This is a genomic window from Streptomyces sp. JLSY215, assembly GCF_059682825.1.
On sequence record NZ_CM185022.1, the window covers coordinates 6138175 to 6151950 of the forward strand.

General features: G+C 71.6%; 10 protein-coding genes. 8 read left to right on the plus strand and 2 right to left on the minus strand.

All coding sequences use genetic code 11. The annotated features are described in order from the left end of the window. Nucleotides 1-247: 247 nt before the first annotated feature. The 7 genes from AC5677_RS27455 (at nucleotide 248) to AC5677_RS27485 (ending at nucleotide 10366) form a co-directional block, all read left to right on the plus strand. Complete coding sequence (locus tag AC5677_RS27455) at nucleotides 248-3196, plus strand: putative bifunctional diguanylate cyclase/phosphodiesterase (RefSeq protein WP_497190598.1); 2949 nt, start codon at nucleotides 248-250, stop codon at nucleotides 3194-3196. 208 nt (nucleotides 3197-3404) lie between these two features. Further along, nucleotides 3405-5276 (plus strand): acetolactate synthase large subunit, encoded by a 1872-nt coding sequence (locus AC5677_RS27460; RefSeq protein ID WP_497190599.1) that lies wholly within the window; start codon nucleotides 3405-3407, stop codon nucleotides 5274-5276. 41 nt (nucleotides 5277-5317) lie between these two features. Next, nucleotides 5318-5842, plus strand: a complete 525-nt coding sequence (ilvN, locus tag AC5677_RS27465; RefSeq protein WP_497190600.1) for an acetolactate synthase small subunit — start codon at nucleotides 5318-5320, stop codon at nucleotides 5840-5842. Nucleotides 5843-5946: 104 nt separating this feature from the next. After that, nucleotides 5947-6948 carry a ketol-acid reductoisomerase gene (gene ilvC, locus AC5677_RS27470; protein ID WP_497190601.1) on the plus strand — a complete coding sequence of 334 codons (1002 nt, stop codon included), beginning with the start codon at nucleotides 5947-5949 and terminating at the stop codon, nucleotides 6946-6948. Nucleotides 6949-7229: 281 nt separating this feature from the next. Beyond that, nucleotides 7230-8819, plus strand: a complete 1590-nt coding sequence (serA, locus tag AC5677_RS27475; protein ID WP_497190602.1) for a phosphoglycerate dehydrogenase — start codon at nucleotides 7230-7232, stop codon at nucleotides 8817-8819. A gap of 341 nt (nucleotides 8820-9160) precedes the next feature. After that, the gene (locus AC5677_RS27480) at nucleotides 9161-9571 is read left to right on the plus strand and encodes a PRC-barrel domain-containing protein (RefSeq protein WP_497190603.1); all 411 of its coding nucleotides are present in this window, start codon (nucleotides 9161-9163) and stop codon (nucleotides 9569-9571) included. 198 nt (nucleotides 9572-9769) lie between these two features. Then, the gene (locus AC5677_RS27485; RefSeq protein WP_497190604.1) at nucleotides 9770-10366 is read left to right on the plus strand and encodes a TetR/AcrR family transcriptional regulator; all 597 of its coding nucleotides are present in this window, start codon (nucleotides 9770-9772) and stop codon (nucleotides 10364-10366) included. A 16-nt stretch (nucleotides 10367-10382) separates the two neighbouring features. Here AC5677_RS27485 and AC5677_RS27490 read toward each other — a convergent pair whose 3' ends face one another. Together AC5677_RS27490 and AC5677_RS27495 are read right to left on the minus strand one after the other, a co-directional pair. Continuing rightward, nucleotides 10383-11021, minus strand: coding sequence for a LysE family translocator (locus AC5677_RS27490; protein WP_497196778.1), 639 nt, complete (start codon nucleotides 11019-11021; stop codon nucleotides 10383-10385). Between the two features lie 71 nt (nucleotides 11022-11092). After that, nucleotides 11093-12454, minus strand: a complete 1362-nt coding sequence (locus tag AC5677_RS27495; protein WP_497190605.1) for a PucR family transcriptional regulator — start codon at nucleotides 12452-12454, stop codon at nucleotides 11093-11095. A 242-nt stretch (nucleotides 12455-12696) separates the two neighbouring features. Between AC5677_RS27495 and AC5677_RS27500 the strand changes: the two genes are divergently transcribed. Then, the gene (locus AC5677_RS27500) at nucleotides 12697-13623 is read left to right on the plus strand and encodes a proline dehydrogenase family protein (protein ID WP_497190606.1); all 927 of its coding nucleotides are present in this window, start codon (nucleotides 12697-12699) and stop codon (nucleotides 13621-13623) included. Nucleotides 13624-13776 lie beyond the last annotated feature (153 nt).

Here is a 13776-nt window from a genome sequence, read left to right on the forward strand (position 1 = left end):
TCAGTCACGCTCTGTAGAGTGACTATGTCCCTGAGTGACGGAACTGGTGTATCGTCCGGATTGGGGACGGCGCCGGGGTCTGCGCGGCGCGGTGCGAAGGATCCGGAACTCGAGGGGGGCGACGGGCGATGTACAGCCGATGGGCGAATCGCGAGACGCGCGATCCACGAGCGCCCGAGGGGATAGCGCTGGACCTCCAGGTGCGCCGATCGCGACGTCGTCGTGCGCGAGCGAGCGGGAGAGAGCGGTGAGCGCCCCGGGGGCGGTGCTCTCCCGGCCGTCGGCCCCTGCGGGCGGCCCGCCGAGCGTGGTGCCGCAAGTCACTCTGGCCGTGGTCTGCGGCGGCTATGCCCTCGGCGCCGCCCTGGGCTGGGGGTCGCATGAAGTCGCGCTGTTCATGGGGGACTTCGGCCTCAGCGTCGCCGCCCTGCTCGCGGCCGTCTCCTGCGGACTGTACGCCCATCGGCACCGCGGCAGCCGCTTCCGGCCGGCCTGGATGCTCTTCGCCGCCTCCTCCGGGATGGCCGGCGTCGGCAACGGCATCTGGGGCTGGTACGAAGTCGTCCTGCGGGCCCCGGTGCCCAGCCCCTCCCTCGCCGACTTCTGCTTCCTGCTGTTCGCGCCGCCGGCCATCGTCGGACTGCTGGTGCTCGCCAAGCGGCCGGTCACCAGGGCCGGTTGGGTCTGCCTCGGCCTGGACGCCTGGCTGATCGCCGGCTCCCTGCTCACCCTCTCCTGGAGCCTCGCGCTCGCCCACACCGCGCACTTCCAGGGCACCAGCGTCGCCCAGAGCGCGCTCTCGCTCGCCTATCCGCTGCTGGACATCGTGCTGGTGAGCATGGTGCTCGCGCTGCACTTCCGGCGCTCCTCCGTGCACCGCTCCGCGGTCAACACCGCCATCGCGGCGCTGGCGCTGACGGTGCTGTGCGACGCCCTGTTCAGCTCGCCGCTGCTGCGCGACCACTACCGGTCCGGCCAGATCCTGGACGCCGGCTGGTTCGCCGGTTCGATACTCCTCGCCTACGCGCCGTGGGTCGCGCGCCGTACGGCCGGGGCCGCCGCCGACGACCCCCAGCGCGCCGGCGACGACTTCGAGCGCGCCGCGCGCCGCGCCCAGCCGCCCGGCAGCCGGCCCATCGCCGGCTCCCTCGCCGCCCTGACCCCGTATCTCGCCGCCGCCGTATGCACCCTGGGCATCCTCACCAACGTCCTGGACGGGCGGCGGATCGACCGTGTGGTGCTCTTCACCGGCTGCACGGTCGTCCTGGCGCTGGTCGTCCGCCAGGGCATCATGCTGCTCGACAACATCACCCTCACCCAGGAGCTGGCCCAGAAGGAGAACCACTTCCGCTCCCTGGTGCAGGGCTCCAGCGACGTCATCATGATCGCCGCCCCGACCGGGGTGCTGCGCTATGTGAGCCCCGCCGCGGCGGGCGTGTACGGCCGGGATGCGGAGGAGCTGGTCGGCTCCGAGCTGGCCTCGCTGATCCACCCCGAGGACCTGGGGCGGGTGGTGCACGAGGTGCGCAGGTTCCTCGCCGCCGCCCCCGAGAAGGAGCCGACCACCCGTATCGAATGCCGTTTCCGGGCCGGTGTGCGGCGCTCCGGCGGCGACGGCTGGCTGAATGTGGAGTCCACGGTCAACCGCCATCACGGCGGCCTGATCTTCAACTCCCGCGATGTCACCGAACGGGTCCGGCTGCAGGCCCAGCTCCAGCACAACGCCTCGCACGACGCGCTCACGGACCTGCCCAACCGCGCGCTGTTCACCGAACGCGTCAGCCAGGCCGTCACCGGCCGCCGCGCCAGCGACCACGACACCGCCGTGCTCTATATCGACCTGGACGGCTTCAAGCAGGTCAACGACACCATCGGGCATCAGGCGGGCGACGAACTCCTGGTGCAGGCCGCCCGCAGGCTCGGCGAATCCGTGCGCTCGGGGGACATAGCGGCGCGGCTGGGCGGCGACGAGTTCGCCGCGCTGATCACGGGCGAGGGCACCCGCGACCACGCGAAGCGCGAGACGCGCGTCCATGAAATCGCCGACCGGCTGCGCATCAAGCTCTCCGAGCCGTACCGCATCGACGGCCGCGACGTCCGCGTCGCCGCCAGCATCGGCGTCGCCTTCGCCGACCCGGGCATCACCCCGTCCGCCCTGCTGCGCAACGCCGACATGGCGATGTACCGCGCCAAGCAGGCGGGCAAGGGCCGGGTTGAGATGTACGCCCCGCAGATGCAGGCCGAGGTGGTCCAGCGCGCCGAGCTCGCCACCAAGCTCCGCACGGCGCTGCACGACGGCGAGTTCGCGCTGCTGCACCAGCCGGTGGTGGAGCTCACCAGCGGCAAGGTCACCGCGATCGCCGCGCACGCCCGCTGGCGCTCCGCCGAGGGCATCTTGTTCACCCCCGCCGAGTTCCTCCGGGTCGGCGCCCGCGGCCGGCGCACGGAGGACGGCGAGCGCGCCGCGGAGCTGAGTCGCTGGCAGCTGGCGGAGGCCCTGGAGCAGGCCGCGGCGCGGCACCGCGCGGGCCACACCGCCCCGGTCGCCATCCGGCTCTCCGCCCGCCGCCTGCTCGGCGGCGAACGCAACGGCACGCCCCCCAAGGCCGTCGAGGCGCTGCTCACCCGGCACGCCCTGCCCCCGGGCTCGGTCGTCCTGGAATTGACCGAGAACGACCCCCGCGTCCCCCTGGACGAGCTGGAGCGCCGTCTGGTGGCGCTGCGCCGACTGGGTGTGCGGATCGCGCTGGACGGTTTCGGCAGCGGGTACGCCGCCATGAGCGCGCTGCGCCGGCTGCCCATCGACGTGGTGCGGCTGGACCGCGGGCTGGTCGACGGCGTGGTGGAGTCCCCCCGGCTGCACAAGATCACTTCCGGGCTGCTGCGGATCGCCGCCGATCTCGGCATGCAGTCCGTCGCGGACGGCGTCGATCTGCCCGAGCAGGTCCTGGCGCTGCGCTCCATGGGCTGCACCCACGGCATGGGCCTGGCCTTCGCCGGGCCGCTGGACGAACTCCGGCTGCGGCATGCCCTGAGCCGCGGTAGCTACCCCGTGCCCGAGCCCGCGGGAGAGGGCCGCGCGGTGGTGCTCAGCGGCGGCGGACTGCCCGTCCGGAGGGGCGGTGCGGCGGGTCCGGATTCGCTCGGACATCCGCCATTGCGCTCAAATAGTGAGACCTCTGTCCCACCCACTTGACACTCGGTGCACGCCGGGGGGAGGGTCAGTGCCATGCGCACCCGAATTCTCGTACTTGGAAAGCGCGTCGGCTGAAGCCAGGGCCCGATGATGCCCAGCGAACCGCTCCGACGCGCTCCCCTCGCTTGCCACTAGGCACGGGGGGTTTTTTGTTGCACAGCTACCTCACAAATCCCGTCAAAACCCTCAGCTTCGAGAAGAGACGCAGATGACCGAGCAGGCCTCCGGGGCCCACCATCCGCAGCCGCGGGCCCGTAACGCCGGCGGACCGCAGAAGCCCGCCACCGTCGAGCACGTCACGGGCGCGCAGTCCCTCATCCGTTCGCTCGAGGAGGTCGGGGCCGACACCGTGTTCGGCATTCCCGGCGGTGCGATCCTGCCTGCGTACGACCCGATGATGGACTCCTCGAAGGTCCGGCACATCCTGGTGCGCCACGAGCAGGGCGCCGGACACGCTGCCACGGGATACGCCCAGGCCACCGGCAAGGTCGGCGTGTGCATGGCGACCTCGGGGCCGGGTGCCACCAACCTCGTCACCCCGATCGCCGACGCCCACATGGACTCCGTCCCGCTGGTCGCGATCACCGGTCAGGTCGCGTCCAAGGCGATCGGTACGGACGCCTTCCAGGAGGCGGACATCTGCGGCATCACGATGCCGATCACCAAGCACAACTTCCTGGTCACCGACCCGGCCGAGATCCCCCGGACGATCGCCGAGGCGTTCCACATCGCCTCCACCGGCCGCCCCGGCCCAGTCCTCGTCGACATCGCCAAGGACGCCCTCCAGGCCCGGACCACCTTCGCCTGGCCGCCGCACACCGACCTGCCCGGCTACCGCCCGGTGACCAAGCCGCACGCCAAGCAGATCCGCGAGGCCGCCCGGCTGATCGTCGAGTCCAAGCGCCCGGTGCTCTACGTCGGCGGCGGCGTGCTCAAGGCCGGCGCCACCGCCGAGCTCAAGGTCCTCGCCGAGCTGACCGGCGCCCCCGTCACCACCACCCTGATGGCGCTGGGTGCCTTCCCCGACAGCCACCCCCAGCACGTCGGCATGCCCGGCATGCACGGCGCGGTCACGGCCGTCACCGCGCTGCAGAAGTCGGACCTGCTGATCACCCTCGGCGCCCGCTTCGACGACCGCGTCACCGGCAAGCTCGACTCCTTCGCGCCGTACGCCAAGGTCGTGCACGCGGACATCGACCCGGCGGAGATCGGCAAGAACCGCGCCGCGGATGTGCCGATCGTCGGCGACGCCCGCGAGGTCATCGCCGATCTGATCGTCGCCGTCCAGGCCGAGCACGAGGCCGGCCACAAGGGCGACTACAGCGCCTGGTGGAAGGACCTCAACCGCTGGCGCGACACCTACCCGCTGGGCTATGACCAGCCGGAGGACGGCAGCCTCTCCCCGCAGCAGGTCATCGAGCGGATCGGGCAGCTGGCCCCCGCCGACACCATCTACGCCGCGGGCGTCGGCCAGCACCAGATGTGGGCCGCCCACTTCATCAACTACGAGCAGCCCGCCACCTGGCTGAACTCCGGCGGCGCCGGGACCATGGGCTACGCCGTGCCCGCCGCGATGGGCGCCAAGGCCGGCGAGCCGGGCCGTACGGTCTGGGCGATCGACGGCGACGGCTGCTTCCAGATGACCAACCAGGAGCTGGTCACCTGCGCGCTGAACAACATCCCGATCAAGGTCGCGATCATCAACAACGGCGCGCTGGGCATGGTCCGCCAGTGGCAGACCCTGTTCTACAACCAGCGCTACTCCAACACCGTGCTGCACAGCGGCCCCGAGTCCGACGGCGTCGCGGCCGAGGGCAAGGCCAGCGGCGGCACCCGCGTCCCGGACTTCGTGAAGCTGTCCGAGGCGATGGGCTGTGTCGCGATGCGCTGCGAGGACCCGGCCGAGCTGGACGCGGTCATCGCCAAGGCCAACGCCATCAACGACCGCCCGGTCGTCGTGGACTTCATCGTCCACGAGGACGCCCAGGTGTGGCCGATGGTCGCCGCCGGCACCTCCAACGACGAGGTCATGGCCGCCCGGGGCGTGCGTCCCGACTTCGGCGACAACGAAGACGACTGAGCCCAGGACGTCACGGACGCACGGAAGAAGAGAGAAGACGAATGTCCAAGCACACGCTCTCCGTCCTGGTGGAGAACACCCCCGGCATCCTGGCCCGGATCGCCGCGCTGTTCTCGCGCCGCGGCTTCAACATCGACTCCCTCGCGGTCGGTGTCACCGAGCACCCCGACATCTCCCGCATCACCATCGTGGTCAGCGTCGAGTCGCTGCCGCTGGAGCAGGTCACCAAGCAGCTCAACAAGCTCGTCAACGTCCTGAAGATCGTCGAGCTGGAGCCGGGCACCGCCGTCCAGCGCGAGCTGGTCCTCGTCAAGGTCCGCGCGGACAACGAGACCCGTTCGCAGATCACCGAGATCGTCCAGCTCTTCCGCGCCAAGACCGTGGACGTCTCCCCGGAGGCCGTCACCGTCGAGGCCACCGGGTCCAGCGACAAGCTGGAGGCGATGCTCAAGATGCTGGAGCCGTTCGGCATCAAGGAGCTGGTGCAGTCCGGCACGATCGCCATAGGCCGTGGCGCCCGCTCCATCACGGACCGTTCGCTGCGCGCCCTGGACCGTACGGCCTGACCTCGCCGCGGTTCACCCGGACCGCATGCCGAGACCCCCCAACCTTCCGCACCCCGCCCGACATACTGTGTGGGCAACCAGCTACATCCAAGGAGATACCCCAAGTGGCCGAGCTGTTCTACGACGACGATGCCGACCTGTCCATCATCCAGAACCGCAAGGTCGCGGTCATCGGCTACGGAAGCCAGGGCCACGCGCACGCGCTGTCCCTGCGTGACTCCGGCGTCGACGTGCGGGTCGGTCTGCACGAGGGCTCCAAGTCCAAGGCCAAGGCCGAGGAGCAGGGCCTGCGCGTGGTGACGCCCGCCGAGGCGGCCGCGGAGGCCGACGTCATCATGATCCTGGTGCCGGACCCGATCCAGGCCAAGGTCTACGAGGAGTCCATCAAGGACCACCTGAAGGACGGCGACGCGCTGTTCTTCGGCCACGGCCTGAACATCCGCTTCGGCTTCATCAAGGCCCCGGCCGGCGTGGACGTCTGCATGGTCGCCCCCAAGGGCCCCGGCCACCTGGTGCGCCGCCAGTACGAGGAAGGCCGCGGCGTGCCGTGCATCGCCGCCGTCGAGCAGGACGCGTCCGGCAAGGCCTTCGCGCTGGCGCTCTCGTACGCCAAGGGCATCGGCGGCACCCGCGCCGGCGTCATCAAGACCACGTTCACCGAGGAGACCGAGACCGACCTGTTCGGTGAGCAGGCCGTCCTGTGCGGTGGCGCCTCGGCGCTGGTCAAGGCCGGTTTCGAGACCCTGGTCGAGGCGGGCTACCAGCCCGAGATCGCGTACTTCGAGTGCCTCCACGAGCTCAAGCTGATCGTGGACCTGATGTACGAGGGCGGCCTGGAGAAGATGCGCTGGTCGGTCTCCGAGACCGCCGAGTGGGGCGACTACGTCACCGGCCCCCGCATCATCACCGACGCCACCAAGGCCGAGATGAAGAAGGTCCTGGCCGAGATCCAGGACGGCACCTTCGCCAACAACTGGATGGCGGAGTACAACGCCGGTCTGCCGAAGTACAACGAGTACAAGAAGGCCGACGAGGACCACCTCCTGGAGACCACCGGCAAGAAGCTGCGCAAGCTGATGAGCTGGGTCGACGACAACGAGGCATAAGCCCACCGGACAGGGGGCCGCGGCGCAGGCCGCGGCCCCCTCGTCCGTACCGGTGCGGCCCGTACGTCCAGGCGGCGGCGCCGCATTGTCCACCGCGTAGAAGCCCGCACGGGTGATCCTTCCGCTTCGGCGCAGGCTGCGTCCCCACGCGCCACTACACTCAAACCCAACAAGCGCGTCAGGCTCACAACGTCGTGCGTCTTCCACGCGGCTTTCCCCCTTCACCGCCTTCGGCCGTCGGGACGGCCGTCCGCGAAGGACTAGTGAGGACTGAAGACCACGTGAGCTCGAAACCCGTCGTACTCATCGCCGAAGAGCTGTCGCCCGCCACCGTCGACGCCCTCGGGCCCGACTTCGAGATCCGGCACTGCAACGGCGCGGACCGCGCCGAGCTGCTGCCCGCGATCGCCGATGTCGACGCCATCCTCGTGCGCAGCGCGACGAAGGTCGACGCCGAGGCCATCGCCGCCGCCAAGAAGCTGAAGGTCGTCGCCCGCGCCGGCGTGGGCCTGGACAACGTCGACGTCTCCGCCGCCACCAAGGCCGGCGTGATGGTCGTCAACGCCCCGACCTCCAACATCGTCACCGCCGCCGAGCTGGCCTGCGGTCTGCTGGTCGCCACCGCGCGCAACATCCCGCAGGCCAACACCGCCCTGAAGAACGGCGAGTGGAAGCGCAGCAAGTACACCGGCGTCGAGCTCAGCGAGAAGACCCTCGGCGTGGTCGGCCTCGGCCGGATCGGCGTCCTGGTCGCCCAGCGCATGTCGGCCTTCGGGATGAAGGTCGTCGCCTACGACCCCTACGTCCAGCCGGCCCGCGCCGCGCAGATGGGCGTCAAGCTCCTCACCCTCGACGAGCTGCTGGAGGTCGCGGACTTCATCACCGTCCACCTCCCCAAGACCCCCGAGACGGTCGGTCTGATCGGCGACGAGGCGCTGCACAAGGTCAAGCCGTCGGTCCGGATCGTCAACGCCGCGCGCGGCGGGATCGTGGACGAGGCCGCCCTGGCCACCGCCCTCAAGGAGGGCCGGGTCGCCGGCGCGGGCCTGGACGTGTACGCGACCGAGCCCTGCACGGACTCGCCGCTCTTCGAGTTCGACCAGGTCGTCGCCACCCCGCACCTCGGTGCGTCGACGGGCGAGGCGCAGGAGAAGGCCGGTATCTCGGTCGCCAAGTCGGTGCGCCTGGCGCTCGCCGGTGAGCTGGTGCCGGACGCGGTCAACGTCCAGGGCGGTGTGATCGTCGAGGACGTCAAGCCGGGGCTGCCGCTGGCCGAGCGCCTGGGCCGGATCTTCACCGCGCTGGCCGGCGAGGTGGCCCTGCGGCTCGACGTCGAGGTGTACGGCGAGATCACCCAGCACGACGTCAAGGTGCTCGAACTCTCCGCGCTCAAGGGCGTGTTCGAGGATGTCGTGGACGAGACGGTGTCGTACGTCAACGCCCCGCTGTTCGCGCAGGAGCGCGGCGTCGAGGTGCGGCTGACGACCAGCAGCGAGTCGCCCGAGCACCGCAACGTGGTGACGGTGCGCGGCACGCTCGCGGGCGGCGACGAGGTGTCGATCTCCGGCACGCTCGCCGGCAACAAGAACATCCAGAAGATCGTCGCGGTCGGGGAGCACTCCGTCGACCTGGCGCTCGCCGACCACATGGCGTTCCTGCGCTACAGCGACCGCCCCGGCGTCGTCGGCACCGTCGGCAAGATCCTGGGCGAGGCGGGCATCAACATCGGCAACATGCAGGTCTCGCGGGAGACCGTCGGCGGCGAGGCGCTGGTCGCGCTGACCGTCGACGACACGATCCCGGCGGCCGTGCTCGCCGAGATCGAGCAGGAGATCGGCGCCACCTCCGTGCGCGCCGTCAACCTCGGCTGATCCCCCGGTTTTCGCAGCTCACCGGGCCCGGCCCTCGCTTCGGCGGGGGCCGGGCCCCGTTGCGTGACGGGTCGGCCCGGGGGAGAGGGCGGCAGACGGGTGCCGCCCGCGCCGCCCGGGCGGATGCTTTCGCCCGTCACTCGAACGGCGTAGCGAGGGGGTGCCCGGCCCCGCGGGCGGGCGCGGCGTCAGCGCCGTCCCGGCGGCTTCGGGCCCGCCGATTCCCGGTCCTCCCGAGTCGCTGCGGGTGTCTTCGCGACGCGCAATGGGAGGTGCGCGTGCCCAGGGCGGCGCGCGGAACGACCGGAAGGACCGGAAGGACCGGAAGGAGAGGACGCGCCATGAACGCACCGCAGGGCGACAAGGGTGACGCCCCTCAGGGGCTGACCGGCCTGACCGTGATCGATATCCAGGGCTCCAAGGTCGGCCGCGTCCAGCAGGTCTACCGGGACGACGCCACCGAGGCCCCCGAGTGGATCACCGTGCGCACCGGGCTGTTCGGCATGCGGGAGGCCTTCGTGCCGCTTGCCGGGGCCCGGCAGGCGGGCGGCGAGCTGCATGTTCCGTACACCAAGGAGACGATCAAGAACGCGCCGCGGATCGACGCCGACGGTCACCTCGATCCCTCCGAGGAGGCGGAGCTCTACCGCCATTACGGGCCGGGCCGGCCCGACAGTCCCTCTTCCCGGTCCGGGCCGGACGCCGGTACGTCGGGGGACCGGCCGGGGGATCCGTCCGGGAATTCTTCCTGAGGCGGGCAGGCGGGCAGGCGGGCAGGCGGGCGGGCGGGCAGGCAGGGCCGGAGGGAGTCCGCGGAGCGTCGAGGAGCGCGTCATCGGCGCCCGCCCGCTCCCTCCCTCGCCGTCCCTCCCCGAAGACCCAAGCGCGACATACGTACGTATAAGACATTCGTCTGGTACGGGCGTATGGCGCGCCGGTAGGCTGTCCGCATGGGACACCGCGAAGATCTTCTGGAAGGCGCCAAACGGTGCCTGCTGGAGAAGGGGTACGCGCGCACCACCGCTCGCGACATCGTGGCCGCATCCGGCGCCAACCTCGCCTCCATCGGATACCACTACGGCTCCAAGGACGCGCTGATGCGCCAGGCCGTCATCGCCTCCAGCGAGGAGTGGGGTGCCGGGGTGGGGGAGATGCCCGGCGACGTCGACAGGACGGCTGAGCCGCTGGAGCGGTTCGCCGCAGTCTGGGGCAAGGTCCTGCAACGCATCGCCACGGAGCCGGAGTTCATCGCCTCACAGGTCGAGGTGCTGGGGCTGCTGCCGCGGGACGCCGGGCTGCGCGAGGCGATCGCCCAGGTGCTTCCGGAGGGCGGCGAGGGGCTCGTCGCGGTCTTCGAAGGGGTACCGGACACCGAGGTCGACGCGGAGGCGGCCCGGGTGGTCGGCTCCTTCTACCAGGCGCTGCTCACCGGCCTCATGGTGCAGTCGCTCGTCCGGCCGGACGCGCTGCCGTCCGGCCGCGATCTGGCGGAGGCGCTGCGCAGGGTGGCGGCGGGCGAGGTGCTGGGGCCGGAGGGCGAGGGGTAGGCGCCGGGCGGCGGCGTCAGTCCTTGCGGCCGGTCGCGGCGACGGTGACGCCGAGGCCGATCATCGCGAGCCCGCCGACCCCGCCGACCAGGGAAAGCCGCCGCGGCGAGCGGGCGAACCAGTCCCGTGCGGTGGCCGCGGCCAGCCCCCACACGGTGTCGGAGGCCACCGCGATGCCGTTGAAGACCAGCCCGAGCAGCAGCATCTGCGCCGTGACGTTCCCCTGGCTGCGGTCGACGAACTGCGGCAGCACGGCGGCGAAGAACACGATGGTCTTGGGGTTGGCCACACCGACCGCGAACCCCTCCCACAGCGTGCGCAGGCCGCCCCGCGCCGCCGTGCCGGTGGTGAACGCGGCCTGGAACGAGCCGCGTTGCCGCCATGCCCGGACGCCGAGGTACACGAGGTAGGCGGCGCCGGCCAGTTTCAGCGCCGTGAAGACGACGACGGAGCGCGCCACGACGGCCCCGACGCCCAGCGCCACGGCCACGACGAGCACATAGGCGCCCATCGTGTTCCCCGCGACGGTGGTCAGCGCGGCGCGCCGCCCTTGCGCCAGGGCCCGTCCGACGACGAAGAGCACGCTGGGCCCGGGGATGACGATCAGCAGGAACGACATGGCCGCGAAGGCGAGGAGACGGTCGGCGGACACCATGGCGCCCATGGAAGCACGCACACGGTGTTTCCCTCAGGTCCTTTTCGCGCGGGGGCCGGGGCCCGCCCGGCTCAGAGCCGCGCCGCCTTGAGCGCCATGTGCAGCAGCAGCCGGTCCTCGCCCTCGTCCAGGTCGAGGCCGGTCAGCTTCTTCACCCGGCCCAGGCGGTAGTAGAGCGTCTGGCGGTGGATGCCCAGGACCTGGGCGGTGCGGCCGGCCTGGCCCGCGCAGTCCAGGAACGCCTCGGCGGTGCGGGCGAGTTCGGTGTGCGCGGGGGCCAGCAGCGCGGCGACGGACGGGTCCGGGGCGACGGCGGGCAGCGCGGTCAGCAGGCGGTAGGCGCCGATCGTGTCCCACTGGGTGACGGGGCCCAGTCGCGGCTCGGCGCGGGCCGCGCGGGCCGCGGCCAGGGCCTGCCGCCAGGCGGCCGGAAGATCGGTCAACTCCTGTGTCCCGGTGCCGATTCCGGCGGCCCGCGGCCGGGGCGCGGCGGTGCGGCCCCCGGTCGCCCCGGTGGCTCCGGCGGTGCCCCTGGCGGCCGGTGCGGCGCCCGCGCGCGGCGAGCGCAGCAGCTGCTCGGCCACCGTATGGGCCGGGGCGAGCGAGCCGGGCGAGCGCAGACGTACGAGGGCGGCCAGCGCGGGGGCGGGGGATGCGGGGTGCGGTAGGCCGGTGCCACCGTTCTTGTCGGCGGCCCCGGAAGCGCGGCCGTCCGTCGTCGTGCCCGTCCTCGGGGCCTCGGTGGTGGTCGGCAGAGCGCTGCCCGCGGGCAGCGCACAGGCCGCGAGCAGCCCCGGCAGGCTGGGCATCGGCGCGGCCTCGGCGTCCGTGGTGTCCCAGGGCAGCACCGCCACCAGGGTGAGCGGCGACCCCGGCGGGAAGCGGAGGGTGTCCCGCAGCGCCCCGCGCAGCGCGGCCTCGGCGGCTCCGCGCGCGCCGGGCCCGGAGGTCAGCAACTCCCGTAGCAGATCGGCGAGTTCGGACCCGGCGCGGGCCTCGTCCGCCAGCAGGGCGCCGATCCGGGCGGCGGTCTCCATCGCCTGCGCGATCCGCGGGTCCGGGGGCGCGCCGCGGCCGCCCAGCTCCAGATCGGTCAGATGCCCGTCGTCCAGCAGCCAGACATAGCCGTGCACGATGCCGCCATGGCGTACCGGCAGGCAGATCCGGCCACGGAAGACCCCGGCCGCCGGATCCGGCGGAATGCGCAGCGCCGTGGTGGCCCGTGCGATGCCGAACGCCTCGAACCAGGCCCGTACGGCCGCCGACGACCGGCGCTGGAGGATCGACCGGGTCCGTACCGGGTCCATGACCTCGTCGTCGTCGCCCTCGTGCGCCCCGAAGGCGATCAGCCCGAAATCCCGGTCCTCCAGCGTCGCCGGCGCGCCGAGCGCCGCCGAGATCTCGTCCACGAGCTGCTGGTAGTCGCCCCGCATCCGCCGTCCGGCCCCTTTCCCGTCCGTGCCGCGTCCCGTGTGGTGCCCCGTTGCCGTGCTTCTGCCGCCCCCGTGTGAGCACCATTCTCATACATCTGTCTGAGATCCTGACCACGAAGGCGTGACAGCTGTCGATGGCCGGAAGATGGCGAGATCCTTAAGTTTCAGGTGGCTCATCTTGCCGCTGCGCCGCCGCTGGGCGGCCACCCGGCATTTGTCATCCTGAACCGTGGAGGTGCCCCATGCTGGGTCCCGTGCTTCTCGCCGCAGCGCGCAGCGACAGCATCCGCCGCATCGTCGCGGCCGCTCCGGTCACCCGCCCTGTGGTGGACCGCTTCATCGCAGGCGAGCGGCTGGCCGAGTCCATGACGGTCGTACGGTCGCTGGCCGCGCGCGGTATGGAGGTCACCCTGGACTTCCTGGGCGAGGACATCACCGATCCGGCCGAGGCGCTGCGCAACCGCGACGCCTACCTCCAGCTGGCCGAGGCGCTCAAGGATCAGGGGCTCGGCACCAAGGCCGAGATGTCCGTCAAGCTCTCCGCTTTCGGCCAGGCGCTGGCCGGCGGCCACGAGCTGGCACTGAAGAACGTCACGCCGGTGGTCGAGGCCGCCGCCGCGGCCGGCACGACGGTGACCCTCGACATGGAGGACCACACCACCGTCGACTCCACCCTCGCCATCCTCGCCGAGCTGCGCGCCCGCTTTCCGCAGACCGGCGCGGTGGTGCAGTCCTATCTCTTCCGCACCGAGGACGACTGCCACGCCCTCGCCGGGGAAGGTTCCCGGGTGCGGCTGGTCAAGGGCGCGTACAAGGAGCCCGCGACCGTCGCCTACCAGGACAAACGAGAGGTCGACAAGGCGTATGTCCGCTGCCTGAAGATCCTCATGGCGGGGCAGGGCTACCCCATGATCGGCTCGCACGACCCGCGGATGGTCGCCATCGGCCAGGAGCTGGCGCACCGCAACGGCCGTAAGCCCGGCGACTTCGAATTCCAGATGCTCTACGGCATCCGCGAGGCCGAGCAGCAGCGGCTGGTCGCCGAGGGCCACCGGATGCGGGTCTACATCCCCTACGGCACCGACTGGTACGGCTACTTCATGCGCCGCCTGGCCGAGCGTCCCGCGAACCTGGGGTTCTTCCTGAGGTCGCTCGCCACACGGGGCTGAGCGCCCCATAGCGGCCGGTTCGGGTGGATGCTGGAAACCCGGGCCGCACCGCAGACCCCCTGTACGCCCCGTACGACCCGTACACCGCCGTACGACTCCGTACGCACACCGACGATCACCACCGACGATCGCCACCGCGAACGACAGCGAAGG

Bases quoted from the DNA above. Each gene is read 5' to 3' on its own strand.
- AC5677_RS27460 (WP_497190599.1), top strand. From the start codon at position 3,405: ATGACCGAGCAGGCCTCCGGGGCCCACCATCCGCAGCCGCGGGCCCGT.
- ilvN (WP_497190600.1), top strand. From the start codon at position 5,318: ATGTCCAAGCACACGCTCTCCGTCCTGGTGGAGAACACCCCCGGCATC.
- AC5677_RS27480 (WP_497190603.1), top strand. From the start codon at position 9,161: ATGAACGCACCGCAGGGCGACAAGGGTGACGCCCCTCAGGGGCTGACC.
- AC5677_RS27485 (WP_497190604.1), top strand. From the start codon at position 9,770: ATGGGACACCGCGAAGATCTTCTGGAAGGCGCCAAACGGTGCCTGCTG.
- AC5677_RS27490 (WP_497196778.1), bottom strand. From the start codon at position 11,021: ATGGTGTCCGCCGACCGTCTCCTCGCCTTCGCGGCCATGTCGTTCCTG.
- AC5677_RS27495 (WP_497190605.1), bottom strand. From the start codon at position 12,454: ATGCGGGGCGACTACCAGCAGCTCGTGGACGAGATCTCGGCGGCGCTC.
- AC5677_RS27500 (WP_497190606.1), top strand. From the start codon at position 12,697: ATGCTGGGTCCCGTGCTTCTCGCCGCAGCGCGCAGCGACAGCATCCGC.